The 25926-nt window shown below is 65.5% G+C and carries 21 protein-coding genes and 1 riboswitch; of the genes, 13 read left to right on the forward strand and 8 right to left on the reverse strand.

Annotation, left to right across the window (positions count from 1 at the left end):
* Positions 1-9 precede the first annotated feature (9 nt).
* Positions 10-930, forward strand: a complete 921-nt coding sequence (locus ACQ4OD_RS18155) for a LysR substrate-binding domain-containing protein (RefSeq protein WP_102684104.1) — start codon at positions 10-12, stop codon at positions 928-930.
* On the opposite strand, the gene ACQ4OD_RS18160 is transcribed toward ACQ4OD_RS18155, so the two are convergent.
* The gene (locus ACQ4OD_RS18160; RefSeq protein ID WP_139670071.1) at positions 911-1822 is read right to left on the reverse strand and encodes a LysR family transcriptional regulator; all 912 of its coding nucleotides are present in this window, start codon (positions 1820-1822) and stop codon (positions 911-913) included. The two genes, ACQ4OD_RS18155 and ACQ4OD_RS18160, sit on opposite strands and share 20 nt — an antisense overlap.
* A gap of 114 nt (positions 1823-1936) precedes the next feature.
* On the opposite strand from ACQ4OD_RS18160, the gene ACQ4OD_RS18165 reads away from it, so the two are divergent.
* The 7 genes from ACQ4OD_RS18165 to ACQ4OD_RS18195 all read left to right on the forward strand — a co-directional run bounded on the left by ACQ4OD_RS18165 (position 1937) and on the right by ACQ4OD_RS18195 (position 13150).
* On the forward strand, positions 1937-3142 hold the full coding sequence (locus tag ACQ4OD_RS18165; protein ID WP_430944700.1) for an MFS transporter: 1206 nt from the start codon (positions 1937-1939) through the stop codon (positions 3140-3142).
* Positions 3143-3235: 93 nt separating this feature from the next.
* The gene (locus tag ACQ4OD_RS18170; protein WP_430944701.1) at positions 3236-5596 is read left to right on the forward strand and encodes a DNA polymerase II; all 2361 of its coding nucleotides are present in this window, start codon (positions 3236-3238) and stop codon (positions 5594-5596) included.
* 77 nt (positions 5597-5673) lie between these two features.
* Positions 5674-10113, forward strand: a complete 4440-nt coding sequence (locus ACQ4OD_RS18175) for an NEL-type E3 ubiquitin ligase domain-containing protein (protein WP_430944702.1) — start codon at positions 5674-5676, stop codon at positions 10111-10113.
* Positions 10114-10300: 187 nt separating this feature from the next.
* Positions 10301-10861: a DUF4174 domain-containing protein gene (locus ACQ4OD_RS18180; RefSeq protein WP_139670079.1), complete on the forward strand. Its 561-nt coding sequence runs from the start codon at positions 10301-10303 to the stop codon at positions 10859-10861.
* Between the two features lie 167 nt (positions 10862-11028).
* Positions 11029-11517: an HvfA family oxazolone/thioamide-modified RiPP metallophore gene (locus ACQ4OD_RS18185; RefSeq protein ID WP_139670081.1), complete on the forward strand. Its 489-nt coding sequence runs from the start codon at positions 11029-11031 to the stop codon at positions 11515-11517.
* Between the two features lie 96 nt (positions 11518-11613).
* Positions 11614-12435 carry an HvfB family MNIO-type RiPP peptide maturase gene (locus ACQ4OD_RS18190; protein ID WP_139670083.1) on the forward strand — a complete coding sequence of 274 codons (822 nt, stop codon included), beginning with the start codon at positions 11614-11616 and terminating at the stop codon, positions 12433-12435.
* 4 nt (positions 12436-12439) lie between these two features.
* The gene (locus tag ACQ4OD_RS18195) at positions 12440-13150 is read left to right on the forward strand and encodes an HvfC family RiPP maturation protein (protein WP_430944703.1); all 711 of its coding nucleotides are present in this window, start codon (positions 12440-12442) and stop codon (positions 13148-13150) included.
* Between the two features lie 18 nt (positions 13151-13168).
* On the opposite strand, the gene ACQ4OD_RS18200 is transcribed toward ACQ4OD_RS18195, so the two are convergent.
* The 3 genes from ACQ4OD_RS18200 to ACQ4OD_RS18210 all read right to left on the reverse strand — a co-directional run bounded on the left by ACQ4OD_RS18200 (position 13169) and on the right by ACQ4OD_RS18210 (position 17817).
* On the reverse strand, positions 13169-14374 hold the full coding sequence (locus ACQ4OD_RS18200; RefSeq protein ID WP_102684113.1) for an NAD(P)/FAD-dependent oxidoreductase: 1206 nt from the start codon (positions 14372-14374) through the stop codon (positions 13169-13171).
* A gap of 131 nt (positions 14375-14505) precedes the next feature.
* Positions 14506-15561, reverse strand: coding sequence for a GlxA family transcriptional regulator (locus tag ACQ4OD_RS18205; RefSeq protein WP_430944704.1), 1056 nt, complete (start codon positions 15559-15561; stop codon positions 14506-14508).
* A gap of 138 nt (positions 15562-15699) precedes the next feature.
* Positions 15700-17817 carry a TonB-dependent receptor gene (locus ACQ4OD_RS18210; RefSeq protein WP_258600429.1) on the reverse strand — a complete coding sequence of 706 codons (2118 nt, stop codon included), beginning with the start codon at positions 17815-17817 and terminating at the stop codon, positions 15700-15702.
* A gap of 107 nt (positions 17818-17924) precedes the next feature.
* Positions 17925-18129, reverse strand: a riboswitch (cobalamin riboswitch).
* A gap of 188 nt (positions 18130-18317) precedes the next feature.
* Between ACQ4OD_RS18210 and ACQ4OD_RS18215 the strand changes: the two genes are divergently transcribed.
* Positions 18318-18815, forward strand: a complete 498-nt coding sequence (locus tag ACQ4OD_RS18215) for a PaaI family thioesterase (RefSeq protein ID WP_198753983.1) — start codon at positions 18318-18320, stop codon at positions 18813-18815.
* Here the strand turns inward: ACQ4OD_RS18215 and ACQ4OD_RS18220 are convergent, their stop codons facing one another.
* Positions 18816-19238, reverse strand: a complete 423-nt coding sequence (locus ACQ4OD_RS18220) for a hypothetical protein (protein ID WP_198753984.1) — start codon at positions 19236-19238, stop codon at positions 18816-18818.
* A gap of 176 nt (positions 19239-19414) precedes the next feature.
* Here ACQ4OD_RS18220 and ACQ4OD_RS18225 point away from each other — a divergent pair, with 176 nt between their 5' ends.
* Together ACQ4OD_RS18225 and ACQ4OD_RS18230 are read left to right on the forward strand one after the other, a co-directional pair.
* Positions 19415-19936 (forward strand): GNAT family N-acetyltransferase, encoded by a 522-nt coding sequence (locus ACQ4OD_RS18225; protein ID WP_198753985.1) that lies wholly within the window; start codon positions 19415-19417, stop codon positions 19934-19936.
* Positions 19937-19961: 25 nt separating this feature from the next.
* The gene (locus ACQ4OD_RS18230; RefSeq protein ID WP_430944705.1) at positions 19962-20657 is read left to right on the forward strand and encodes a glutathione S-transferase N-terminal domain-containing protein; all 696 of its coding nucleotides are present in this window, start codon (positions 19962-19964) and stop codon (positions 20655-20657) included.
* Positions 20658-20759: 102 nt separating this feature from the next.
* Here ACQ4OD_RS18230 and ACQ4OD_RS18235 read toward each other — a convergent pair whose 3' ends face one another.
* The gene (locus tag ACQ4OD_RS18235) at positions 20760-22376 is read right to left on the reverse strand and encodes an inorganic phosphate transporter (RefSeq protein WP_430944706.1); all 1617 of its coding nucleotides are present in this window, start codon (positions 22374-22376) and stop codon (positions 20760-20762) included.
* A 128-nt stretch (positions 22377-22504) separates the two neighbouring features.
* Here ACQ4OD_RS18235 and ACQ4OD_RS18240 point away from each other — a divergent pair, with 128 nt between their 5' ends.
* Positions 22505-22891 (forward strand): DUF488 domain-containing protein, encoded by a 387-nt coding sequence (locus ACQ4OD_RS18240; protein ID WP_430944707.1) that lies wholly within the window; start codon positions 22505-22507, stop codon positions 22889-22891.
* Entirely contained in the window at positions 22881-23312 is a 432-nt protein-coding gene (locus tag ACQ4OD_RS18245; RefSeq protein WP_430944708.1) for a GNAT family N-acetyltransferase, read from the forward strand. Before ACQ4OD_RS18240 ends, ACQ4OD_RS18245 begins: the two co-directional genes overlap by 11 nt.
* A gap of 4 nt (positions 23313-23316) precedes the next feature.
* Here ACQ4OD_RS18245 and ACQ4OD_RS18250 read toward each other — a convergent pair whose 3' ends face one another.
* On the reverse strand, positions 23317-24747 hold the full coding sequence (locus ACQ4OD_RS18250; RefSeq protein WP_430944709.1) for a right-handed parallel beta-helix repeat-containing protein: 1431 nt from the start codon (positions 24745-24747) through the stop codon (positions 23317-23319).
* A gap of 14 nt (positions 24748-24761) precedes the next feature.
* Entirely contained in the window at positions 24762-25871 is a 1110-nt protein-coding gene (locus ACQ4OD_RS18255; RefSeq protein ID WP_430944710.1) for a polysaccharide lyase, read from the reverse strand.
* Positions 25872-25926: the final 55 nt, after the last annotated feature.

The raw sequence follows: 25926 nt of genomic DNA on the forward strand, positions 1-25926 counted from the left end.
GAAGGCGCCATGTCGGAACGGATTCAAGCCTTGCACGCCCTGCGGGCCTTCGAAGTGGCCTCGCGCTATGGCTCTTTCACCCGCGCAGCCCAGGAACTGGCCCTTACCCAAGGCGCGGTCAGCCATCACATCAAGACGCTTGAGGCCCTGTTTGGCTGCGACCTGTTCGAGCGTCGCGGGCCCAAGCTGCGCCTGACCGAGCACGGCCGTCTGCTGGCCCAGGAGCTCAAGGTCGGCTTCAAGATCATCGAGAATGCCTGTGCGCTGTTGCGCCAGGACCGCTATGGCGTGCGGCTCAAGGCGCCGTCCACGCTCACCGTGCGCTGGCTGCTGAGGGCCCTGGACGGCTTCAAGAAGGTCGACAACAGCTGTTCGGTGCAATTGTCGAGCGTGTGGATGGACATCGATGCGGTGGATTTCTATTCCGAGCCCTATGACTGCGCCATCCTGTTGGGTAACGGCCGCTTTGCCGCGGATGTGGAGAGCCTCAAGCTGTTCGATGAATGGCTGATCCCGGTATGCCATCCGAACTACCTCGAGCAGGCGCGGCCGGAACTTTCGGTGCTCTCCAGTTGCGAATTCCTCCACCCGTCGCCGGACCGCCGCGATTGGCGGCGCTGGCTGGCGCGCATGGACGCGCTGGACATCAGCATCGACCAGGGCCAGGTGTTCGACACTCTCGACCAAGGTATTTCAGCCGCCCAGCAGGGGCTGGGCATCTCGGTGGTCGACCTGGTGCTGGCCAGCGCCGACCTCGCTGCCGGTAACCTGGCCACGCCGTTTCCCCAGGCTGTGGCCACCGGCGACGGCTATTACATGACCTGGCTCAAGTCCAGCCCCAAGGCCCACCAGATGCACAAGTTGCGCGACTACCTGGTGGCGCAGGTGCCGCCGCTGTCGCACAAGGACATCAGCTACCTGTACGGCTGAGGTCGGTGGCTGGCAGCACTCGCTCGAGCATGAAGTCGATGAACACCCGCAGCTTGGGCGGCATCTGCCGGCCGGATGGCCACAGCAAATAGAAGCTGCCGCGCCGCTCCATGAAGGGGTCGAGCACGCTGACCAGGCTGCCGGCCGCCAGCTCCCGGCGCACGCTGAAGTCCGGCAGGCAGGTGATGCCACGGTGGTTGAGGGCGAAGCAGATGCGCGTCTCTACATGGTTGCAGACCATCGAGATGGGAATGGCGTAGTCCTGTTCGGGGTGCTCCCGGCGCAGCGGCCAGGTTTCCAGCTTGCCGCTGCTGGGGAAGCGGTAATGCAGGCAGCTGTGCCCGCCAAGCTCGCGGGGGTGCTGTGGCGTGCCGCGTTCGCGCAGGTACTCGGGGGACGCCACCAGGCGGTGCTGGAAGTGCCCGAGGAACTTGGCGTTCAGCCGTGAATCCAGCGGCTGGCCGCCGCGCATCACCACGTCGAAGCCTTCGCCGACGATATCCACCATGCGGTCGCTGAAGTCCAGGTCCAGTTCGATCTCCGGGTAGCGCGCCATGAACTCGGCCAGCGCCGGCATCACCAGCCCGGTCACCTGCGGCAGGCTCACGCGCAGGCGTCCGCGCGGCGCGCCGCTGGCCTGGGACAGCGCCTGCTCGGTGGCCTCGATCTCGGCCAGGATGCGCCGGCTGCGTTCAAGGAACAGCGTGCCCTCGGCGGTCAACGTTATGCTGCGCGTGCTGCGGTGGAACAGACGCACTCCCAGTCGCTCCTCCAGCCGGGCCACACGCTTGCCCACGGCTGACGCACTGATCCCCAGCGATTGGCCGGCGGCGACGAAGCTGCGGGCTTCGGCGACCCGGATGAAGACCATGAAGCCACTGAGGCTGTCCATGCTGTGCTCCGATTGCGGACCTTGGTGTCCTGACTGAGCGGAATTGTACCCGGCTTTTTCCGCAATACCCCAGCGGCGCAAGATGCCTGCCTGTTTGACCAACTGGAGACCATCATGCATTCACCTTCCCCGGCGGCCTGCGCCGGAGCATCCCCCGCCAGTGCCACGCGCCTGCCCCTGAGCGGCTTGCTGGCGCTGGCCTTGACCGGCTTCATCGCCATCCTCAGCGAGACCCTGCCGGCCGGCCTGCTCGACCAGATCGCCGACGGCATGCAGATCAGCCAGGCCATGGCCGGGCAATGGGTCACGGCCTACGCCTTGGGGTCTTTGCTTACGGCCGTCCCGTTGGTGACCCTGACCCAAGGCTGGTGGCGTCGCCGGGCACTGCTGCTGGCCATTGGCGGATTCATCCTGTTCAACGGGTTGACCGCGGTGTCGTCGGACAACACGCTCACCTTGCTCCTGCGTTTTTGCACCGGTGCCGCCGCCGGCCTGGCCTGGGGCCTGATCGCCGGTCATGCGCGGCGCATGGTGGCGCCGGCCCAGCAGGGCAAGGCCATGGCGGTGGCGATGCTGGGGCAGCCCATTGCCTTGTCGCTGGGCTTGCCCATCGGTACCTGGCTGGGGGCATTGATGGGATGGCGGGCCACCTTCGTGATGGTGACCCTGACCGCATTGCTGCTGGTCGCTTGGGTGGTGCGGGCGGTGCCGGACTTTCCCGGCCAGGCCACCGGCAAGCGCCCCGCGGCCCTGGCGGTGCTGCGCACCCCGGGCGTGGCGCGGGTGCTGCTGGTGATCCTGGCGTGGATCCTCGGGCATAACATTCTCTACACCTATGTCGTGCCGCTGCTGGCCGCAGCGGGCATGGCTGACGCGGTGGGCCAGGTGCTGATGACCTTCGGCCTGGCCTCGCTGGCCGGCATCGTCCTGGTCGGCCTGGGGGTCGATCGGCATCTGCGCGGGCTGGTGCTGTTGTGCCTGGCCGGCTTCGCCCTGGCGACCCTGGCCCTGGGGCAGGTGCAAGGCACACCCTGGCTGGTGCATGCCAGCGTGGCACTGTGGGGGCTGACCTACGGCGGCGCGCCGACGCTGCTGCAAACGGCCTGTGCCGATGCGGCGGGCGAGGGCGGCGACGTGGCGCAGTCGATGCTGGTGACCGTGTGGAACAGCGCCATCGCCCTGGGTGGCATCATCGGCGGGCTGTTGCTGGTGGGCGCCGGGGTAGGGGCGTTTGGCGCGGTGGTGCTGACACTGGTGGTGCTGGCATGGTTGCTGGTGCTGGGCGGACGCCGAGCCGGGTTCGCCGCCGGCGCCCGCTAGCCCGACGTCTGTATCCGCGAAGCAGCATTTCTGACGACAGGACAGTTACAATCAGCAGGTGCGAACAAAGCAGCGATTCGAGGTTCTCCCGCAGTGCAATTGCAACAAGGCTTCGTCCTGACCCGCCACTGGCATGACACGCCCGAAGGCACCTGCGTGGAGTTCTGGCTGGCCACCGACCAGGGGCCCCGGCGCGTGCGCCTGGCCCCGCAGCCCTCGGTGGCTTTCCTGCCCGCCGCCCAGGCCGAACACGCCCGCTTGCTGCTGGCAGATGAGCAGGGCGTCGAACTCAAGCCGTTGCAACTGCGCGACTTTGACCTGCGCCCGGTCATGGGCCTGTACTGCCGCCAGCACCGCCAGCTGATCGCCCTGGAAAAGCGCCTGCGCGGTGCCGGCATCGAGGTGTTCGAAGCTGATATCCGCCCGCCGGAGCGCTACCTGATGGAGCGCTTCATCACCGCGTCGGTGCGTTTCAATGGCCGCGCCGATGGCCAGGGCACCCTGCTCGATGCCCAGCTCAAGCCCGACCCCGGCTATCGCCCAGCCTTGCGCCTGGTGTCGCTGGATATCGAGACCAGCGAGCGTGGCGAGCTGTACAGCATCGCCCTGGAAGGCTGTGGCCAACGCCAGGTCTACATGCTGGGCCCGGCCAACGGCGACGCCGGCGAGGTGAATTTCGACCTGCATTACTGCCGCGACGGCGCCGAAATGATCACCTGCCTCAACCAGTGGCTGGCCCGCCACGACCCCGATGCGATCATCGGCTGGAATCTGGTGCAGTTCGACCTGCGCCTGCTGCACGAGCATGCCCAGCGCCTGAACGTGCCGCTGTGCCTGGGCCGTGACGGCGCACCGATGCACCTGCGCGAGCATGGCAGCCGCAGCCATTTCTTTGCCGAGGCGCCGGGTCGGTTGTTGATCGACGGTATCGAGGCCTTGCGTTCGGCGACCTGGAGCTTCCCCTCGTTCAGCCTGGAAAGCGTCGCGCAACAGTTGCTGGGCGAGGGCAAGGCAATCGACACGCCCTACCAGCGGATGGACGAGATCAACCGCCGCTTCGCCGAGGACAAGCCGGCCCTGGCCCGCTACAACCTCAAGGATTGCGAACTGGTCACGCGGATCTTCGCCCATACCCGGCTGCTGGAGTTTCTGCTCGAACGCTCATCGATCACCGGCCTTGCCGTGGACCGTAGTGGCGGTTCGGTGGCCGCGTTCTGCCACCTGTACATCCCGCACATGCACCGCCTTGGTTATGTCGCGCCCAACCTGGGCAGTGTCGAGGGCGAGGCCAGCCCGGGTGGCTTCGTCATGGATTCGCGGCCAGGCCTGTACGATTCGGTGTTGGTGCTCGACTACAAGAGCCTTTACCCCTCGATCATCCGCACCTTCCTCATCGACCCGGTGGGCCTGGTCGAAGGCCTGCGCCAGCCGGACGACACCTGCTCGGTGGAAGGCTTTCGCGGTGGGCGTTTCTCGCGCAGCCAGCATTGTCTGCCGGCGATCGTCGAACGTGTGTGGCAGGGCCGCGAGGCGGCCAAGCGTGATGGCAACGCGCCGCTGTCGCAGGCCCTGAAGATCATCATGAACGCCTTCTACGGTGTGCTCGGCTCAAGCGGCTGTCGCTTCTTCGATCCGCGTCTGGCCTCGTCGATCACCCTGCGCGGGCACCAGATCATGCGCCAGACCCGGGCGCTGGTCGAGGCCCGTGGTTTCGATGTGATCTACGGGGATACCGATTCTACCTTCGTCTGGCTCAAGCACGCCCATGACGAACAGTCCGCAGCGCGCATCGGCCGGGAACTGGTGGCCGAGGTCAACCAGTGGTGGCGCCAGCACCTAAGCGAAACGATGGGGTTGGAAAGCGCCTTGGAACTGCAGTTCGAAACCCATTACCAGCGTTTTTTGATGCCGACCATCCGCGGCACGGAAGAAGGCAGCAAGAAGCGTTATGCCGGCTTGGTGCAGCACGCCGACGGTGGTGACGAGATGGTGTTCAAGGGCCTGGAGTCGGTGCGTACCGATTGGTCGCCCCTGGCCCGGCAATTTCAGCAGGAGCTCTATGGGCGGGTGTTTCGCGGCCAGCCCTATCGCGACTACATACGCGATTATGTGTGGCGAACCCTGGCCGGCGAGCAAGATGAGCTGTTGATCTACCGCAAGCGCCTGCGTCGCCCCCTGGCCGACTACCAGCGCAATGTGCCGCCGCATGTGCGCGCGGCACGATTGGCTGACGAGTACAACACCCGGATGGGGCGACCACGTCAGTATCAGCGCGGCGGCTGGATCAGCTACGTGATCACCACAGCGGGCCCGCAGCCACTGGAGAATCTGCAGGCGCAGATCGACTACCAGCACTACCTCAGCCGTCAGCTTCAGCCGGTTGCGGATGCCATCTTGCCGTTCGTCAACGATAATTTCAGGGGCTTGACCGACCGCCAGTTGCCATTGTTCTGAGCGGGTGTCAGATATCTAGGCATCGACGGTGCCTGGCGTTGGCTAGTTTGATGCCTCCACGCATTCTGGAGGCAATCATGAAGGAAAGTCCCCGTCAGCAGCCGAACGCTATCGACTCCATTGCCGTCGCGCAGGCATACCAGGACCAGGTAATCGCAAAGCGTCTGCCATCTTGGGTAATACGCTTGAGCGAGCTGGAGTTCGCCTTGCTGGGCGATGCCCTGCGCCAGCTTCTGGAGTGCAACCGGCGCTTGTCGAGCGCGTTTGCGAGGGTTCGCAACATCGATGCCTTCGCCAGGCCTTTGTTGCAGCTGGCGCTCCAGCCTTATGGCCGCCCGGATGTCGGAGCCCTGTATTTTCGCCGCTGGTATGTCTACGACGCACATACTGTCAGCGTCTTTACCGGGCGTGTACCCGTTCCCGCCAGCGACTACTACGACGTGCCATTGCTTGAGGCGGCACTGCGCAATTTCACCGAGGAGGAGCGGTATCAGCAGCCGCGACGCAATGCCGTAGTCGACGGCAAGGGTATGGTTCAGACCGGACTGTCGGCGTTGTCCTTCGCTGCGGTGTGTCGCACGCTGGACCTGGGGCGCCAGTATCAGCAACACCTGGACTCGATTCTACTTGCCGACGCAGGGGGGCAAGGCATCAGGGCGTCGCTGGCGCAGTTCCTGCGCAGCAGCATGCTGGCCGATGCTCTGCGGGCCAAGGCGCTGGGAGTGCTCAGCGAGGTCGAGCTGCAATGGGTGATCGGGCTGTGTCGCGACAACCAGCCCGGCAGGCTTCAAGGCGCCCCGGTCCATGTTCGGCAACTCAAGGTCTTTGGTTGCCCCGTGCAGCGTATCGTCGTGCTGGATGTCATCGACGAGGGATTGATCTACAACTCGAGCAAACGGGTGCTGGTGTATATGCCGGGCGACCCCCAAGGGCCGTGGAGTGCCAATGACGATCTGCAGGACTATACCCGCCGCGTGCTGGGCAAGCGGTTGCGCAAGAATGACTACCGCCGCTTTTTCAGTCGTTTTGTGCGCCGACGCGACAGCCGTCGTGTGTTCACTGCGATCAGCGAGCGCCTTGACGATGTGCCGGACTGGGCGACCCGCGATCTCGATGAGCAGACCACGGGCTATCCGCCGGCGCTGTTCGAGCATCTTGCCGATGCCTGGATTGCGCAGATCAAGGACGATGCGGCGATGATCGCGCCTCCCGTGGCCCAGCTGGATCGCGAGGTCCAGGCCGAGCACGACAAGTGTCTACGCGCCGAGGGCTGGGGGTTGCTTGCCGTGGCCGGGTTGTTCGTGCCGGTGCTGGGCGCCTTGTTGGCCGCGGTGATGGTCTATGAACTGCTCCAGGAAGCGTTCCAGGCCATCGGCGATTGGCGTGACGACGAGCGTGATGCCGCCTTGGAACACTGGTTGAATGTCGGCAAGCGCTCGCTGGCCGTGGCTGCGACCGCGGCCACCGTCGGCGTGGTACGCCGCGCCTGGTCCGAAGTGGATGCCTTGGTCACCGCGCGGCTGGACGACGGCAGTGAAAAATTGTGGAACGGCGATCTTCAGCCTTACCGCAGCGAGGTCCCGCCGGGCAGCGAGGTGATGGATGGGCAGGGCATCCGTCGACAGGGTGGGCGTTGCTGGATCGAGATGCAAGGGCATTGGTATCGAGTCACCCAGGAACACGCCGACGAACCGTTCCGGCTGCTGCCCTACCAGGGATATGGCCCGCAGTTGCGTCACAACGACGCGGGGGGGTGGCGGCTCTGGCACGAGCAACCGGCCGAGTGGAACGATTCGCACATGATGGTTCGCCGGCTGGGCAAACCTTTCAGCGACCTCGACGGGCATCAGATCGATCAGCTCATGACTATTCATGGTCTACAAGAGGACCATCTGCGGGAATGGCATGTCTATGGGAGGCGCGCCAACGCATTGGTAACCGACACGGCCAACCGGATCCTGTTGGCGGGTCGCATCCAGGACCTGAGCGACCAACTGCGCGGTGGACTGCCGATCACCGACATGGCGCTGTTGCAGAGGGCGCAGGCCTTGCCCGGCGCCCAGGGCAAGGCTGGCCAGGCCCTTGCCGAACGGGTTTTGGCTCAGCGTCGCGACCTGTTGCAGCAGATGTACGAAGCGGCCTTTCCCGATACTGACGCCAGTTCGATCCTGCGCCGGGATTTTGCCGGCCTGCACCGCCTGGCAGCGGATGAGGTCTGGCACACGGCCAGTGACGATGATCGTGCAGCCCTGCTGGATACGCGGCGGGTACCGCTATGCATGGCCGAGGCGGCCAGGGACCAGGTTCTGAGCATTCGCACGGTGCGCGTGCACGAGGCGCTGACATTCGATACGCCGCAAACGCTGGATCTTGCGCAGGTCGTCCTGAATCTGCTGGCGCGCTTGCCGGGGGCATCCTCCGGCCCGGCTTGGCGTTTGTTCGACGGCGATGCCAGCCAGCCGTTGCTGGCCACGCAGGGTGATGGAGCAGTTCTGGACCTGGTCCATCGCGACGGTGTATTCAGCCGTCGTACACTCGAGGCGGCGCCTGCGGGTTCGGGCGAATTGTTCGACGTACTGAGCAGGGCCTTCAACGACGAGCAGCGTGCCGCGCTCGGCCTGGACGAGCCTTTGGCCCTGACCTTGCGGGCGAGACTCGCGACGCAGGCCATCGACCAGCGGAGCATGATTCTCGACTGGCTGGGCCGGGGCCGGCAAAGCGGCGCCTTCCTGGCCCCGCATCGGCTCGCGGATGGCCGGATCGGCTATCCCTTGAGCGGTGGCAGGTTCTGGGCCACGTTGGGTGTGCGTGCGCCGCGGGCTCTCGGGGCACGGCTGCGGGACCTGTATCCTGCGTTCAGCGACGAACAGGTGGGGCGTTGGCTTGAGGCAGCGGACGCGCAGGTGCGTCTGGATGCGCTGGAAGAGCAGTACAACGTGCTGCGCAACAACATGGACCGGTGGGTGCGGGGTGCATTCCCCTCGCTGGAATTGCTGGCCCGGCGTGCCTTTCGCAAGGACCTGATCGACTGTTGGCGTTGCCTGGTACCCGAGCTGGTCGGTGGCCTGCCGCAGATGGGGCGTTATATGCTGATTTTTGCTCATAGTCGTCTTCGGCATCTGCCGCGCATCCCTCCGTCCATCAACTTTCCCCATATCTCGGTCCTCGAGCTGCGCAACATGCGCCTGGAAACGGTTGCGGATGACTTCCTTGGGGCGTTTCCCAATTTGCGCAGCCTGGAGATCACCAATTGTCGGCTCAGGCGTCTCCCCTTGCCGGAAACGCTCACTGCGCATCTGCAGGTGCTCGACTTGTCAGGCAACCAGATTGCCCTGGATGAAGGCCAGGCTTTGGTCCTGGCCAGTTGTCGTTCGTTGGTGTACCTCAACCTTTCAGGCAACCCATTGCGCAGGAGCTTTTCGGTCTTTGGCATGCCGAGGCTCAATGCGCTGCACCTTCAAGGCTGTCAACTGGACAGCTTCCCCTATGGCATCATGGATAGCACGGAGCTGAACACGCTGGATCTCGCAGACAATGCCCTGCACGGGGTGCCCGAGGACTTTCACAGGTCGCAGGTGTGGAGGGGAGGGCGGGTAGACCTGCGTGGCAACCTGTTAGAGGCGTCATCGCAGTCGCTGAGTAGCTGGCATTGGCTGGAGGATAGCCGGGTCCCGTATCGCCTGCGTTGGATGGATGTCGCGCCAGATGACAGGCGTGAAGAGATGTCCGCCTTTTGGACGCGATTTGTAACGGATGAGGACGCCAAGGACTTGTTCGATACCCTGTCGTTACTGACAACCTCGGGCAATTTCAAGTCTGCGCCGCTGGCCAGGGATTTCGCGATCCGCCTGCTGGACATGTTCGAGCACATGGCCAAGGACCCAGTGCTCAAGCGCGAACTGTTCGATAACGCGGCCGTCACCGACTGCCAGGACAATGCAACCATTCGGTTTTCCGACCTTGAGCTGCGTGTACTGGTGTGGCGTGCACGGCACGGCGAGCTGGCGCGTCACCCTGAACGCGCCCTGCTGCATCTGGGCGGGCAGCTATGGCGGTTGAATGTACTGGACCAGGTGGCAGCGGAGCATGCCATCAGGCTAGGGGCAGGCAATGAGTCGATCGAGTTCGCCCTGGCCTATCGCATTGCGCTGCGCGGCGAGCTCGACCTGCCCATCCAGCAGGATGACATGCTGCATTTCGGGATTCCCGACCTCAGGCCTCAGGACATCCTACGGGCTAGGCATACGGTGCTTGCCGCGCAGTCAGCGACCAGCCTGGCCCAGTACCTGGCCAGACAACCGTTCTGGCAGGACTACCTGAGGGCAAATTACGCCCACCGGCTGAAGGTACCCCGAGAGATGCATGAAGCATTGCAACAGCTCATGGATCTGGGTGGCAGGGAGTCGGAAATCGAGCATCTGCATATCACCTATCAGCAGCGCGAGCATGAGCTGATGCTGCAATTGACCCGTGAGGCCATGGGCAGGGCGCGGACGATCACGCTGGACACTCCCTGAACCCTCGCGGCTTTGGGCTATGCTCTAACTGGGCTGCGATGTATCGGAAAATATCGCAGCTCGGCCATGGTAATCGGAGGTTACCTTTGCGCCGAGCACGGCTGGGGCAACTCGTTTAGGCTCCCGCGTCGGATCTTTCTCCCTGATCCATAGTCTTTAGGTTTATCGAGAAAACAAGGAGATGCGCATGCTCGTTCGGTCACTGACCCTCGCCACCTTGCTCGCCGTAGCCGGCCCTCTGTACGCCGCCGACAGCGATGCCCCGCTGGCCAAGGAACTGGGCAAGGCCAGGCCGTTGGTGGTCATTGCCCCGAGTTCAGCCGACCCGACCCTGCGTGGCCTGGAAGAGGCGCTGAAAGAGCCTGCGACCCAGGCCGGATTCAAGGAGCGTGGCCTGGTGCTGTACAGCGTCGCCAACATGATGGGCAAGCGTGAGGACAAGAACCTCGAGCAGCAGACCACCATGGCTTTGATCCGAGAGCTCAAGCTGGGGGCCAGCAAGGGCACCAAGGTGATCCTGGTTGGCAAGGACGGTGAGCGGCATGTGCTCAAGGACGACGACAGTGGCGATAAGCTCGACCCGCAGGTGATCTTCAAGGCGGTCGATGCGCTGCCGGCCAGCGAGCAGGCGGTGACCGCGCCGGAGCCCGTGGCGGCGGCGCCAGCCGAGCCCAAGGCCAAGGACAGCAAGGCCAAGCCGAGCAAGCCGGCCAAACCCGCAGCGCCGCCCAAGCCACTGGAGGACTGAACCCTCTGTCACGGCCTTCTGTGCCAGCAGGGGGCCGTTCGTGTATCTTTGTGTATCTGCGCCTCGCCCCGACCCATTGCCATACAAAACCACGCCCGGTCCGATACACCGGCGACACACCGCTGCGGCTCAATGGCTCCACTTTCCAACCACAGTGGAGCGACACCATGAAAACGACCCGTCAAACCCTCGGCCTGCTCGGCGCCACCCTGCTCGGCGGCATGGTCCTGGGCAACAGCGCCTTCGCAGTAGAACCGTTGGCCCAGGGCTACCAGCTGGCCGCTGCCAAGACCCCTGGCGAAGGCAAGTGCGGCGAGGGCAAGTGCGGTGCCAGCGGCAAGGTCACGCAAAGCGAAGGCAAATGTGGCGAGGGCAAGTGTGGCGCCAGCGCCAAGGCCGGTGCCGAGGGCAAGTGCGGTGAGGGCAAGTGCGGCGACGCCTCGTTCACCCGCACCGACAGCAACCATGATGGCAAGGTCTCGCGCGAGGAGTTCCTGGCGGTGGCCAAGGACCGGGCGGCCGACTTCGACAAGATCGACCGCAACCACGATGGCTTCATCTCCGAGCAGGAGGCCCACGATCATCTGGCGGCGATCTACAAGGCCAACGGCAAGGCGATGCCCGACGGGTTGTTCAGCCACCTGACCAGGTCCTGAAGCCTGTCGCGGGGCTAGTCCGCTCCCACCGGAATCTGCCCTGTGGGGGCGGGCGGCCCCGCGTTGCCGATCCCTGCCATACGGAACCCTCCGATCATGCCCCAACACACCTTGCACACCGGTCTTGGCCTGCGCCGCGGCCTGCTGCCCGACCTGCTGACCATGGAGGCGGGCGCGGTGGACTTCCTCGAATGCGCTCCGGAGAACTGGATCGGTGTCGGCGGCGCCTTCGGCCAGGGTCTGGCGCGCCTGGCCGAACGCTATGCCATCGCCTGCCACGGTCTGTCGTTGTCACTGGGCGGCACCGCGCCGTTGGACCTCGGCTTCCTCCAGCGCACCCGGCAGTTCCTCGACCACCACCAGGTGCGGATGTACAGCGAGCACCTGAGCTATTGCTGCGATGACGGTCACCTCTACGACCTGCTGCCGATTCCGTTCACCGACGAGGCCGTCCACCATGTGGCCGCCCGCATCCGCCAGGCCCAGGACATCCTTGGCCGGCGCATCGCCGTGGAGAACATCAGCTACTACGCCGCGCCGTACCAGGCGATGGCCGAGCTGGATTTCGTCCGCGCCGTGCTCGACGAGGCCGACTGCGACCTGCTGCTGGACGTCAACAACGTCTTCGTCAACGCCTGCAACCACCGTTACGACGCCCGGGCCTTCCTCGCCGGCCTTCCCCGCGAGCGGGTGGTGGGCATGCATGTGGCCGGTCACTATGATGAGGCGCCGGACCTGAAGGTCGACACCCACGGCGCGCCGGTCAAGGAGGATGTCTGGGCCTTGTTCGCCGACGCCTGCGAGCGCTTCGGCGCGCAACCCACCGTGCTCGAGCGCGACTTCAACTACCCGCCGCTGGCCGAGTTGCTGGCCGAGACGGCACGCATTCGCGATGTGCAGCGCGCCCATGGAGCGTAAGACCATGATCAAAACCCTGCGCAACCAGCAGTTCACCCTGGCCCGCCACCTGCGCGACCCGGTCGGCAACCCGCCGCCGCCCGGTATCGAGGCGCGGCGCCTGAAGGTCTACCGCGAATTGTTCTATGGCGCCATCGAAGGGCTGTTGGCCGGCAGTTTTCCGGTGATGCGCCGGACCCTAGGCGATGAGCACTGGCATGCGCGGGTGCGTGACTTCTACGCCCATTACCGTAGCCAGACGCCGCTGTTTACCGAAGTAGCCGAAGCCTTCATCGACTACCTGCAGGGCGTCGCGCCGGACGCTCCCTGGCAGCTGGAGCTGGCGCACTACGAATGGATCGAAGCGCAGCTGTACCTGAGCGACGCCGAGGATCCGCCGCACGACCCGGACGGCGACCTGCTGGCCGGCGAGCCGCTGCTGTCGTGCGTGGCCCGGGTTCTGGCCTACCGCTGGCCGGTGGAGCGCATCGGTCCCGAGTATCAACCCGACGAGGCGCCGGAGCAGCCCACCTTGTTGCTGGTGTACCGCGACGCCGACCTGCAGGTACGCTTCGCCCGGTTGGCGCCTTTGGCCTGGCAGCTGCTGGTGGGCTTGCCCGGTACCGGGCGCGAGCGCTTGCGGGCGCTGGGGGATCAGCACCTGCAGCAGGGGCTGCAGATGCTGCGACAGTTGCGTGAGCAGGGCATCATCGTCGGTATTCGAGATGCCCTGTAGGCGCGCGCAGATGTACCGTCAGGCCACCGGGATCAACGGATCGGCGGCCGCCAGCGCTGCCGCGCGGTCCGCTGCCGGCGGATAGATCCATACCGAATTGATCTGCTGCTTGAGCTGCTTGGCCTCGGCCTTGTCCGTCGGCGGCGAGACCGTGCGCTCCCAGCCTTCGGTGTACACCGCGCCCCAGGCGCCGAGGTCCAGGCAGGTGACGTATTTGGGCTGGCTGTAGGTCATCGGTGCCACGCCGATCAGCTCGGCGGCAGCATTGTTGCCGGCGTAGCGACCCAGCGGGATGGCATGCTGACAGGACATCACTGCGAAGTTGCCAACCTCGTCGCAGGCAGCGTAGGCCACATCGCCCGCGGCATACACCGACGAGTTACCGATGACCTTGAGGTGGCCGTCCACATGCAGGCGACCTTGTCGGTCGCGTTCACCGCTGATCTGCTCGGTCAGCGGGTTGGCCTTGAAGCCCACGGTCCAGATCACCGTGTTGGCGGCAATGCGTTCGCCGTTGTCGAGCAGCACGCCGTCGCCATCCACCGACGCCACCGTGGCGCCACAGACCCACTCGATCCCCAGCGCCGCCGATGCCTGTTCGATGGCTGGGCGGATGCCGTCGCCCAAGGCGGCGCCGATCTTCGCGCCGCGGTCGACCACGACGATGCGCGGCTTGACCTTGTCGCCAAGGATCGCCCGCAGCCGGCTGGGCAGCTCGGTGGCGGTCTCGATGCCGGTGAAGCCGCCACCGGCCACCACCACGGTGTTGCGCGCCGGGCTGTCTGGGCGGGCGGCCAGGGACTTGAGGTGTTCCTCCAGGCGGGTGGCCGAGTCGATCTTGTCGACATCGAAGGCGTGCTGGTCGAAGCCTGCCAGCGCCGGGCGGTTGAGCAGGCTGCCGCAGGCCATGATCAGGCGGTCGTAACCCAGCTTGGCCTCGATACCACCCGCTTGACGATAGGCCACCTCCTGGCTGGCCTGGTCGATGTGGTAGGCCGTGCCTTTGACGAAGCGCACGTTGACCGCGTCGAACACCGCCTGCAAGGGGGCGGCCATGGTGTGCACGTCCGGCTCGTAGAAGCGCGGGCGGATGTGTAGTTCAGCCTGGGGGGCGAGCACGGTGATCAGCACGTCGTCGCGTTTGTGCAGGTCGAGCAGGCGGGCGGCGCCGAGGGCGCTCCACAGCCCGGCGAAGCCTGCGCCAATGATCAGGATCTGTTTCATGAGGGGCTCCTGGATGCCGCGATTATCGATGTTGTCGCTGCGGCAGTGGAAAAAGGGTACGCCTTGTGGGTGAGCCTGGATTGCGGCCCGACAAGCGTGGTGCAGATGCTAAGCGCCCCCTCGGTTTGCCCCTAGGCCAAAGAACCCTGGATTTCGGCCAGCGGCACGCTGCGGGCGAAGCGCGCCCGATAGTCCCGCGGGGTCACCGCCAGGTGACGCTGGAACGCCAGGCGCATGCGCTCCTCGCTGCCGAACCCGCACTGGCGGGCGACCTGCTCGATATGCTGGTCGGAGTTTTCCAGCAAGCGGCGCGCCGCCTCCAGGCGGAACACCTCGATGGCCTTGGCCGGGGTGCGGCCGGTCTTGTGCTTGTACACCCGGGTGAAGTTGCGCAGGCTCATGCGCGCCTGTTCGGCCAGCCGCTCGACCGTCAGGCGCGGGTCGCCCAGGTGCTCGCTGAGCCATAGGTGCAGGGTCTCGAAGGCGTCGCTGTCCTCGCCCTGGGCCTTGAGTAGTTCGCTGAACTGCGCCTGGCCGCCGGGGCGCTTGAGGAATACCACCAATTCGCGGGCCACCTGCATGGCCACCTCGCGGCCGCAGTCGGCCTCGACCAGGGCCAGCGCCAGGTCGATGCCGGCGCTGACGCCAGCCGAAGTCCACACCTGATCCTGCTGCACGAAGATCGATTCGGCATCCACCTCGATGGCCGGGAAGCGTCGGTGCAGGGCATCGCACATCGCCCAGTGGGTGGCGGCCCGGCGGCCATCGAGCAGGCCGGCGGCGGCCAGCAGGAAGGTGCCGCTGCATACCGAAGCGGTACGTCGGGCGCGTTGGGCGGCCTTGGCCAGCCAGGCGACCAGTTCGGCGTGATCAGGGAGGGTGCGGACGATCTCCGGGGCTCCGGGCACGACCAGCGTGTCGAAGGGCTCGTGCAGCCAGGGCGCCAGTGGCTCGGTGGCGACGGCCAGGCCTTCAGCGGTGGGGACCAGGCCCCCTTCGAGGCTGGCGGTGACCACCCGGTAGCCGGGTAGGCCGCGCGCAGCACGGGCCTTGGTCGCGGCCCAGAACACCGTCTGCGCGCCGCTGAGGTCGAGCAGGCCCATCTGCGGGTAGGCGAGGAACAGCAAGGTGCGCGGCTGGTCAAGCGCGTGCACGGGCGCTGCGGGAATCTGCGGGATGTCGGTCATGGCGCGCTGCTTGTGGACGGGGCGTAGGCCCTAGTCGAGCAGTTGGCGCGATGATGTTCAAGCACGACGCGATGGCCGTCAGACCTGGGCTCTTGTGGGAGCGGGCCAAGCCCGCTCCCACGCTGTTACCTGGCCGATCTAGAAGCTGTAGTCCACCGTGGCGAAATACGAGCGCGGCGCGCCCAGCAGCCACTGTTCGCCGCTGTAGCTCGACTGGGCGTACTCGCGATCGAACAGGTTGTTCACCTGCAGGCCCAGGCGCACGTCGGGTAGCACCTGCCAGCCGATGTTGGCATCGACCACGGTGTAGCCCGGCACGCGTTGGTCATTGGCGGCGCTGGTATAGCGGGCGTCTACGTAGCGCAGGCCAATACCGGTGTCGACGCTTTGCCCGAAGCCTTTGCTCAGCCACAGGTTGGCGGTTCGACGTGGGACGTCCTGAGGGTGGTTGCCAGACCGGTCGTAGGAAACGCCTCGGCTGAGCTGAGTGAAGTCATCGTACTTGGCGCGCACCAGGGCAGCGTTACCCGACAGTTGCCATTGATTGCCCAGTGCCAGCTCCAGGCTTGCCTCCAGGCCATCGGAGGTCTGTTGGCCTGCCTGCTGGCTGCGCTTGGAGACCACGTCGTACACCGGCAGCTTCTTCTTGACGATGTGGTAGGCCGCCAACGTCCATTCGCCGCGTCCGTCCCAGAACCGTTGCTTGAGGCCGAATTCGGTCTGCTTGGCTTCGGTCAGTTCAAGGCGTTGCTCCGGGCGCAGGGTCAGCAGGTCACCGACACCATCCTCGCTGGTGGAGTACTGGCCGTACACTGACAGATCGTCAGTCAGCGCGTACACCAGGCCGGCGCGCCAGTTGCCGCCACGCAGGCTCTGATCTTCGCGAGTGTCCTTCACCAGGTCGTTGCGGTCGATGTGGTTCTGGTCGCGGCGTATGCCGGTGACCAGCGACAGGCGCTCGGTCAGTTGCGTGCGGTTTTCGGCGAACAGCGAGAAGGTGCTGGTTTTCGACAGCGTCTGCGGGCGCGTCGGATCGGCACTGTGGAACCCGCCGGGCGCCGGCCGCCAAGGGTCGAGCGGGTCGGTGTAGCCATCCTCATAGGGCGAGTTGCTGTCGATGTTGAAGCGGATCTTGTTGTACTCGGCGCCTACCACGGTCTTGCTGGCCAGGCCGAACAGCGAGTGATCGAAGGTGAAGCTCTGGCGGTCGCCGATCTGCTCCTGGTTGTGCTTGATCTCCAGGAAACTGCCGCGCTGGATCACACCGGCATCCCAGGCGTATTCCTCGGCATTGCGCCAGTGGCGACGGCTCTTGATGTAGTACAGCTGGTTGCTGGCGCTGATGCTGTCGCTGATGTTCCAGTCGCTGGTCAGCCGTGTCCACTCATCGTGGTAGCGCTGTTCGTCATTGCTGACGTTGTAGTTCTTGTTGCGCACGCTGCTGCGCAGATGGCCGTCGATCAGCGGCGTGCCGTAGTAGTTGGCAGGTTGCGCGTCGCCGCGTTCGTGGGACAGGGTGAAGCTCAGGTCGTCACTGGCATCGAAGCGCAGCGCGCCGGAAAACGCCAGGCTGCGCGAATCGGTGCGGTCGACCCAGCCGTTGCCCGCCTGCTGGTTCAGGGTGGCGCGGTAGCTCAGGCGCTCGCTCAGGCTGCCGCCGCTGTCCAGCCCCAGTTGCTGGCGGTCCCAGGAGCCATAGCCCAGGCGCAGGTGGTTGCGGATATCACCGCTGAAGGGCTTTTTCGGAATCACGTTGACCGTTGCCCCGGTGGCGCCTTCGCCATACAGCACCGAGGCAGGCCCACGGATCACATCGATACGCTCGACCATCCAGGGATCGACCGGGTAGGTGAGGGTGCCGGCACCGGCGTACAGGCGCGACCCGTCGAACAGGGTCATCACCGAACTCTGGCCCGTGAAACCGCGCGCCGACAAGCCGGTGCCGCCATCGCCAGGGGTACCGATGAAGGTGATGCCCGGCGAGCGGGTCACGGCATCCTGCACCGTGGTGTTGTTGCGCTGCTGAATCTGCGCGGCGGTGATGCTGCTGGTGCTCGCCGGGGTTTCCAGGGCACTGAGGTTCAGGCGTGAACCGGCCTGGGTGGGGGTGGCCAGGTCGACGGTCTGCGGGTCGCGGCTGTCGGTGATCGCCGTGGAGGGCAGGGTGAGCGCAGGGCTGGGCTGCTCGTCGGCCAGCGCCGGCAGGGACACGGCCAGGCAGGCCGCCAGGGTGTGAAGCTTGTTGATACGGGACATGTCGTTCCACTGCTGCAGGAAAGAATGGATCCCGGTGGAAAACACGCAACGGCGAAGCGCGCGCAGGCGCGCACGCGAATACCGGCCTGCGCCCGCCCACCGCGGGTTGCCAAGTGAAGCCTCAGGCCGGTCTCCGGGCTTGCGAGGGGCATGAAACCTTCACCTTCCCATGCGTGTGCACAGTGGTCTGTCGAAGGGTTCGCTCGCTTACCGTTGCGGGGGCAGCGCCGGACTTGTCGTGGTATCGACTCACCGGCTTCCCGTTTCACCTTGCGCGCGGCGGCGCAGGGCACCTGAAACTGGCGCGCATCTGACCACCGAACGGGCAGGGAGTCAATCGTCTGGATGGTCGGGCTGAGTGTGGCTGAATCGCGGTTCAGAGCGGTTGCCGTCAGGCCAGCGTTGTCTGCGGGCAGGCCTCGTGCATTGGCGCAGGCCGCGCAGGGCGATACCATCGGCAGCCAGCCTCCTTATCCAACACCAACAAGCCAAGGACGCGTATGACCGAGCAAGCCCTGTCCCTGCAACAACTCGCCGCCCCCGAAGGCATCTGCTACGGCTGCGGCTGTTCCCACCCCAGCGGCCTGCATGTGCAGAGCCACTGGGACGCCGACGGCATCCACCTGTGGTGCCGGCATACCCCCGACCCGACCTTCACCGGCTGGCCCGGCCTGGTCTACGGTGGCCTGCTGGCCATGCTGGTCGACTGCCACTCCAACTGGACCGCCATGGCCTGTCACTACCGTGCCGAAGGCCGCGAACCTGGCAGCCTGCCGCGTATCGACTGCGTCACCGGCCAGCTTGGCCTGACCTACCTCAAGCCCACGCCCATGGGCGTCGAACTGCTGCTCAAGGCCCGGGTCGAGGGTGAGCTGGGGCGCAAGACCCGGGTGATCTGCGAGGTCTGGGCCGGGGATGTACTGACGGTCACCGCCGATTCGGTATTTGTGCGGGTCGACACCGAGAAGCTCAAGCGCCAGGCGCACCAGCAAGGTTGATCAGGTATGGGCTGCGACATCGAAGTCCCAGCTTTCGATGTCGAAACCAGCATTATCCAGTTCTACGGGGAACTCGAACCGGCCGGTCAACGAACGTTTTTCATAGTCAATCGTATGAAGTTCGAATGTTCCGGCCTCGATTGCCTTGATCGTATGGCCGAAGTAGCCAAACTCGATGAGGATGTGAGGCTTTTCATCCTGATCTTCATTACTGAGAAGATAGTCGCCAGGTTGGGGGCACCAGTAGCCGGTCAGCTTCAGCCAAAGTTGCGCTTGGTCTGGTTTTACGTCGCTGACTGCTTCGATAGCAAAACCAAATCCTTCATCGAACCAATCTTGTCGATACACTTTCAGAGCGTTGGCCGAGGTGCTGTTCTGGCCATAGATTGTGATGCCGATTTCCTGAGCTGCTTCGGTGGTCATGTTCATACTCCAATAGGGTGCGAGAGTGACAACTGAAGATGGAGTTCCAGCGCAGGAGTGTCTACTGGCAAAAATGCCAGTTCAGGGCCAAGCGGTTTCACTTTTGAGGCTGATGGACAGGGGAGGGTAAGGCTGGCATTGTCGAACGTGACCCGGCTGCCCGACAGGATGTTGCCATGCCCTACCAGATTCGCCCGGCCCGTGACGAAGACTGCGTGGCCCTGAGCCTTGTCGGCCAGGCGACCTTCGCCCTGGCCAGCCCGCCCGATAGCGCGGTCAGCGCCCAGCAACACTACATCGCCCACCATCTCCAGCCCGAACATTTCCAGGCGCACCTGGAGCACCCGCACAAGCGGTTGCTGGTGGTCGAACGGGATGGCCAGGTGCTGGGCTACAGCATGCTCGACCTGGCGCCCGGCAAGCTGGGTATTGCCGAGGCCGATCAACTGGCGGAAATCTCCCGCTGCTATGTACTACCCTGCGCCCATGGCACCGGCGCCGCGCAATTGTTGCTCACCACCACCCTGGCCCAGGTCGATGGCCAGGCGCGTCTGACAGTCAATGAACTGAACGCCCGGGCGATCCGTTTCTATCAGCGCAACGGCTTTCGCAAGGTGGGAGAGGCGATCTTCCCTTGTGGCGACGAGCGGCACCGCGACTGGGTGATGCTCAGGATGGCCGAAGATCATCTAGATTGAAGGCTCCCAACGCGAAGGCACCCCCATGACCGAACTTTCCGCATTCCCCATCACCGGCAAATGGCCGGCGCGACACCCCGAGCGTCTGCAACTGTACTCGCTGGCCACGCCCAACGGGGTCAAGGTCTCGATCATGCTCGAGGAAATCGGCCTGCCCTACGAGGTGCACAAGGTCAGCTTCGAAAGCGAGGACCAGTTGAGCCCCGCGTTCATCTCCCTGAGCGCCAACAACAAGATCCCGGCGATTCTTGACCCCGATGGGCCGGGGGGCCAACCGTTGCCATTGTTCGAATCGGGGGCGATCCTGCAGTACCTGGCCGAGAAGAGCGGCCAGTTGCTGAGCCAGGACCCGGCCCAGCGCTACCAGACCCTGCAGTGGCTGATGTTCCAGATGGGCGGCATCGGGCCGATGTTCGGCCAGGTGGGGTTCTTCCATTTCTTCGCGGGCAAGGAGTACGAGGACAAGCGTCCGCGAGACCGCTACGTCAATGAGTCCAAGCGCCTGCTGGCGGTGCTCGACCGCCACCTGCAAGGGCGGGAGTGGATGGTCGATGCATACAGCATCGCCGATATCGCCATCTTCCCCTGGGTGCGTAACCTGGTGGAGCGCTACAACGCGCGGGAGTTGGTGGAGTTCGACAGGTTCAAGGACGTGCAGCGGGTGCTGGCGCGGTTCCTCGAGCGCCCGGCCGTGCAGCGTGGCCTGAAAATTCCCGCTTGATCGCGCCTCACCTCTGTAGGAGCGGCTTTAGCCGCGATGCAGGCAACGCGGAGCCTGGCACCCGCTTTGCGGGTGATCGCGGCTGAAGCCGCTCCTACAGGATCAGAAGAGCTGGTTGAGTAGCCAGTACAGACACCCCGCCAGCACCATCGCCGCCGGCAATGTCAGCACCCAGGCCATCAGCAGGTTGACCAGCGTCTTGCGTTGAATCCCCGAGCCGTTGGCCACCATGGTCCCGGCCACCCCCGAGCTCAGCACATGGGTGGTCGATACCGGCAGGCCGAACATATCCGCCGCGCCGATGGTGCACATCGCCACCACTTCGGCCGAGGCGCCCTGGGCATAGCTCAGGTGGGTCTTGCCGATCTTCTCGCCCACTGTCACCACGATGCGCCGCCAGCCGACCATGGTGCCCAGGCCCAGGGCGATGGCCACCGCCACCTTGACCCACAGCGGGATATAGCGGGTGGCGTCGTCCAGCTGGCGCTTGAACAGTTGCACATGGCGGGCGGTGTCGGCGTCGTAGCGGGCCAGCTGGTGCTTGTCGATCTGGCGGATGGCTTCGCTGGCCAGGTACATGTCGTTGCGCACGTTGGCCATGGCCTCGGCTGGCACGCGCTTGAGCGAGCCATAGCCCTTGACCTCCTCGCCGATCATGCCAGTCAGCGCGGCCAGCGCCGGCAGCAGCTCGGGGCTGGCCGCAGGGGTGGCGACGAACGCGGTCAGCACCTGGCGTGGATCGGCCGGGGCGGGCGCGGGGGCGGCCCGTACCAGCGCCTGGCGGGTGACCTCGGCGACGGCCGAGAACTGCAGGGCCTGCTCGTTGGGCATGGTCTTGTTCAGGGCATAGGCCATTGGCAGGGTGCCGACCAGGATCAGCATGATCAGGCCCATGCCTTTCTGCCCGTCATTGGAGCCGTGGGCGAAGGATACGCCGGTACAGGTGAGGATCAGCACGCCGCGGATCCACCAGGGAGGCGGCGTCTGGCTTTCTGGTGCCTGGTACAGCTCGCGGCGCTTGACCAGCGCACGCAGGGCGAGCAGCAACAAGGCGGCGCAGGCGAAGCCGATCAAGGGCGAGAAAAGCAGGGCGTAGCCAACCTTGCTGGCCTGGGCCCAGTCAACGCCGCTGGTGCCATCGCGCCCGTGCATCAGCGCGTTGGCCACCCCCACGCCGATGATCGAGCCGATCAGGGTATGCGAGGACGAGGCCGGCAGCCCCAGCCACCAGGTGCCGAGGTTCCAGATGATCGCCGCCAGCAGCAGGGCGAAGACCATGGCGAAACCGGCCGACGAGCCGACCTGCAGGATCAGCTCCACCGGCAGCAGGGCGATGATGCCGAAGGCCACCGCGCCGCTGGACAGCAGCACCCCGAGGAAATTGCACAGCCCAGACCACACCACCGCAACCGGTGCCGGCAGCGAATGGGTGTAGATCACCGTGGCGACGGCGTTGGCGGTGTCGTGGAAGCCATTGACGAACTCGAAGCCCAGGGCGATCAGCAGGGCCAGGCCCAGCAACAGGAAAGGGGTGATGGTGGTGACGACGGTGCCGCTGGCGCTGACGTCCTGCTTGAGGCTCCAGAAGGTGTAGGCCAGGCCCGCCAGCAGCAGGCCGAAGAACAAGGTGAGGGTGGCGCGTCCGGGTTTGTGGGCAAGGGGGGGGCCTGGGGTGCGCAGGCTCAGGTCTGGCTGGCTGGCCAGTGACGGGGTTGCCATGAGGGCTCCGGTTGGCGTCGGGCGGTGGTGCCGAAGGTGTCCAGCATAGAAACAATTCGTTACTGGGCCGTGACCTCGATCAATGAAGGCCCTAGGCTTGTAGGGGAACGATGTCGCAGGAGTGCCTGATGATCCGCTGCAAACGCGTCTACGAAAGCATCGATGCGCAGGATGGCCAGCGCGTGCTGGTCGATCGCCTGTGGCCACGCAACAAGCGCAAGGAAGACCTGCATGGGCAGTGGTTGCGCGAAGTGGCGCCCTCCGATGTACTGCGCAAGGCGTTTCACTCCGGTGCATTGGACTTTGCCGGCTTTGCCCAACGCTACCAGCATGAACTGGCCGCCCACCCCGAGCACTGGTATCCGTTGCTGGACCTGGCCGGTAAAGGCGATTTGACCTTGCTCTACGCCGGCAAGGATACCGAGCACAACAACGCCCAGGTCCTGGCCCGGTGGCTGGAGGATGAGCTGGAGCGCCGTGGCCCGGCCAGTTCACCGGTGTGCTATGCCCCTTGAACTGATTCCCGCCAGCGATGACTACCTGACGTTTGCCCGCGACCTTACCCGCCGCGCCATGCTGCCGTATTACCGCGAGTTCGACCTGCTGTGGATCGAGGAAGCCTTCGACGAGGCCTGGGGCTGGCGCGAACAGTGGCTGGTGGTCGAGGACGAACAGGTACTGGGTTTCTGCAGCCTCAGCCAGGATCGCCAGGCGTTGTTCATTCGCGAGTTGCACCTGTTGCCCGAGTATCGTGGCCGTGGCGTGGGCAGCTGGGTGCTGGAGGAATTGGCCACCTGGGCGGCGCAACGCCGGCTGCCATGGCTGCGGCTGATGGTGTTCGCCAGCAACCCGGCGCGGCGCCTGTACCAGCGCCGGGGCTTCGTTGAAGTGGGCATGGACGAGTGTTTCGTGCGGATGCAGCGCCCGGTCGCCTGAGCTACTACTGACGCAGCCGCACCATCCGCCCCTGGACCAGCGTCGCCTCGAGCACCTGCCCCTGCAGCGCCAGCAGGTCACCGGCCAGCAGGTTCTGCAGCAGCGCCTTGCCGTCGAAGGTATTGTTCCCCAAATCGACCTCCCGCAGTCCCTCGACCCGCACCACCGCCTTGCCCACCTGTCCCAGGCGATTGCCACTGAGCAGCAGCGGGCCCGGCATGAGCGTGGCATTGCGCAGGCTGACGGCGTACTCCGGGGTGTTGCCGATGCGATTGCCGACCAGGGCCAGGGCCGCCACCTCGCTGGCGTCCACCGCGCTGCCCTGGCTGCTGGCCAGCAGGTTGTCGTCGATCAGCAGCGGCGCCTCGGGCGTGGGCGCCAGGTTGCGCAACTGGATGCCGTTGCCCCGGCTGTCGCCGATACGGTTGCCCGCCAGCCACACGGCGCCGCGCTGGTCGCTGATTTCGATGGCGGCCTTGGCGGCGCCGAGGATCAGGTTGCCCTCGACCAGCGCCCGGGTCTGGCCGCGCAGGCGCACGCCGCTGTTGTTGTCGATGCCCCGCACCTGATTGTCATGCAGGTGCAACTGGCTGTCGCGGGCGTCGATGGCGTATTGCTGCGAACCTTCGAAGCGGCTGCCGGTGATGGTCGCCTGGCTGTGTTGCAGCTCCACCGCGCTGGACAATTCGCTGAACTGACTGCTTTCGATCAGCAGCGTGGCGGGGCGCGTACCGGCGGGTTGCTGGGTACTCAGCGCGGTGCTCAGGCCCCGGGACAGGTTGGCGTTGTAGCCCAGGCGTCGGAGCGTCGAGCCGATCACCTGGGTGTGGCTGCCGGCCCAGGCCACCACGAAGGGGCGCCAGGCGCGATCGGTGTTGCCCGGTTTGTCGCCGGCCACGCTCTCCAGTGTCGAACGCTCCAGCCCCAACCAGCCCTGGTTGATCAGCGCGGTGCCGGAAAAACTGTACAGGTAGAGATGGGCGCCCTCGAGCACCAGCCCGGCATCGGCTCCGATCATCAACGGGTAGCTGAGCAGGTAGCCGTCCTTGTAGGGCCTGAGCACCCGCGGATCGCGCAGCGCGTCATGCAGTTGCGCCAGGGTGATGCTGCCACCGCGCAGCACCACGGCCTGCGGGTGGTGCGCCTGGTAGCCGGCGATGGCGCGGAACAGGCCATTGTTGACGAACGGCTCGAACGGCCAGCTGCCGGCCTGGGACGAGAACATCGGTTGCAGGCTCACGCTGGCGCGGCCAGCGGGAGGCGCTCGACGGGCCTGTTCGAAGCTTACGGCCTGGCGGACCTGGCGACGCAGTTGGTCCAGCTGTTGCTGGTGCTGCGCCTGGGGCAGGGTGTCCATCACCGGCGCGGCCTGGGCGGTCGTCGCCAGCAGCAGGGCGGCCAGGCAGGTGAGGGAAAAGCGGCTGAACGGTGCCATGGAAACGTCCTTGATCAAGGCAGGGTGGGGTAGGCCGGCTTGAGCAGGCCACCGATCTGGCTGTAGTTGTCCACCTCGCCGTCCTCGCTGTCGTACAGCTGGCGGGCGAGGGCGTGCCCGGGCCGGCGGGCGAGGAACGGGATCAGCCAGGCCAGCTTGTACGGCGCGACTTCGGTCTGGCGCTGCCCTTTGAGCTCGGGCAGGGTGTCCGGGGCGAGCACGCTGCTTGCGGCGAAACTGGCCAGTTGGTCGAGGGTGCGCTGGTCGTCGTCGCTCCAGGCCAGGCCATTGGCGCGCGCCGATTCGCTCAGCAGCACCAGCGGCACCAGGGCGTACTGGCTGTAGTTGGCAGCCAGCCTGCTGCGCGCCACCTCCAGCGGCAGGTAGGCCTGGTCGCCCCTGCGCACGGCCTGGGCCAGGCCCCGGCGCAGGTTGCCGTCGGCCCAGCGGATGAAGTCGTCGCGGCCCACCAGCATGCCGGCGGCGGCCACCGCCCAGGCGGCCCAGTAGTCGTGGTTGTTGAAGTACACGGTGGTGGACTGGCGGCGCGGGCTGTACTCGCGCATCACCTGTTCGCCAAGCTGGCTGAACCAACGGTGCTGCACGGGAGTGAGGCGGACCTTGCCGTCGGCCGCCGCCTGGGTCAGCAGCACCGCGCCGGCCATGGCCGCCAGCGCCCACTTGCGCGCCGCCATGCCGGTGTTGCTGGCATCCGGATCGAGCAGGGCACCGGCTTGCGCCCAATGCTCCAGCCACTGCTCCTGGCAGGCCAGGGCCATGTTGGCCTCCTGGGGCTTCTTCGCCTTCTGGAAGCGCTTGCCGGCCTGGATCACGCCTGCGATGAACTGTTTGACCTGCCGGGCAATGCGCTCGCTGTCGGCGTCGGGCGCGGCGCGCAAGGTCGACTTGCTGGCATCGCGTTGATCGTACTTGCTCTGCAGGTGCAGGCTGCCGGTATAGGGTGGTGGCGGTTGCTTGCTGCAGGTCAGGCTGTGGTAGTCGGCGATCAGGGCCGACTGCGCGGTGGCGCGGGCGGGCCAGATGGTTTGCGCAGCATGGCCGGGGAGGGGCAGCAGGACGATTGCAAGTAGCAGGAGCAACCCTGGGGCCGCTTTGCGGCCCATCGCCGGCAAGCCAGCTCCCACAAAAGCGCTATGCCCACCCTTGGGGACAGCTTTT

Source organism: Pseudomonas sp. WC1, from assembly GCF_050586565.1.
GTDB lineage: Bacteria > Pseudomonadota > Gammaproteobacteria > Pseudomonadales > Pseudomonadaceae > Aquipseudomonas.

Coding starts and splice junctions, on each gene's coding strand:
- ACQ4OD_RS18175 (WP_430944702.1), top strand. CDS start 5,674: ATGAAGGAAAGTCCCCGTCAGCAGCCGAACGCTATCGACTCCATTGCC.
- ACQ4OD_RS18215 (WP_198753983.1), top strand. CDS start 18,318: ATGACCGAGCAAGCCCTGTCCCTGCAACAACTCGCCGCCCCCGAAGGC.
- ACQ4OD_RS18155 (WP_102684104.1), top strand. CDS start 10: ATGTCGGAACGGATTCAAGCCTTGCACGCCCTGCGGGCCTTCGAAGTG.
- ACQ4OD_RS18250 (WP_430944709.1), bottom strand. CDS start 24,747: ATGGCACCGTTCAGCCGCTTTTCCCTCACCTGCCTGGCCGCCCTGCTG.
- ACQ4OD_RS18200 (WP_102684113.1), bottom strand. CDS start 14,374: ATGAAACAGATCCTGATCATTGGCGCAGGCTTCGCCGGGCTGTGGAGC.
- ACQ4OD_RS18240 (WP_430944707.1), top strand. CDS start 22,505: ATGATCCGCTGCAAACGCGTCTACGAAAGCATCGATGCGCAGGATGGC.
- ACQ4OD_RS18195 (WP_430944703.1), top strand. CDS start 12,440: ATGATCAAAACCCTGCGCAACCAGCAGTTCACCCTGGCCCGCCACCTG.
- ACQ4OD_RS18190 (WP_139670083.1), top strand. CDS start 11,614: ATGCCCCAACACACCTTGCACACCGGTCTTGGCCTGCGCCGCGGCCTG.
- ACQ4OD_RS18230 (WP_430944705.1), top strand. CDS start 19,962: ATGACCGAACTTTCCGCATTCCCCATCACCGGCAAATGGCCGGCGCGA.
- ACQ4OD_RS18255 (WP_430944710.1), bottom strand. CDS start 25,871: ATGGGCCGCAAAGCGGCCCCAGGGTTGCTCCTGCTACTTGCAATCGTC.
- ACQ4OD_RS18220 (WP_198753984.1), bottom strand. CDS start 19,238: ATGACCACCGAAGCAGCTCAGGAAATCGGCATCACAATCTATGGCCAG.
- ACQ4OD_RS18210 (WP_258600429.1), bottom strand. CDS start 17,817: ATGTCCCGTATCAACAAGCTTCACACCCTGGCGGCCTGCCTGGCCGTG.
- ACQ4OD_RS18225 (WP_198753985.1), top strand. CDS start 19,415: ATGCCCTACCAGATTCGCCCGGCCCGTGACGAAGACTGCGTGGCCCTG.
- ACQ4OD_RS18180 (WP_139670079.1), top strand. CDS start 10,301: ATGCTCGTTCGGTCACTGACCCTCGCCACCTTGCTCGCCGTAGCCGGC.
- ACQ4OD_RS18185 (WP_139670081.1), top strand. CDS start 11,029: ATGAAAACGACCCGTCAAACCCTCGGCCTGCTCGGCGCCACCCTGCTC.
- ACQ4OD_RS18245 (WP_430944708.1), top strand. CDS start 22,881: ATGCCCCTTGAACTGATTCCCGCCAGCGATGACTACCTGACGTTTGCC.
- ACQ4OD_RS18160 (WP_139670071.1), bottom strand. CDS start 1,822: ATGGACAGCCTCAGTGGCTTCATGGTCTTCATCCGGGTCGCCGAAGCC.
- ACQ4OD_RS18165 (WP_430944700.1), top strand. CDS start 1,937: ATGCATTCACCTTCCCCGGCGGCCTGCGCCGGAGCATCCCCCGCCAGT.
- ACQ4OD_RS18235 (WP_430944706.1), bottom strand. CDS start 22,376: ATGGCAACCCCGTCACTGGCCAGCCAGCCAGACCTGAGCCTGCGCACC.
- ACQ4OD_RS18205 (WP_430944704.1), bottom strand. CDS start 15,561: ATGACCGACATCCCGCAGATTCCCGCAGCGCCCGTGCACGCGCTTGAC.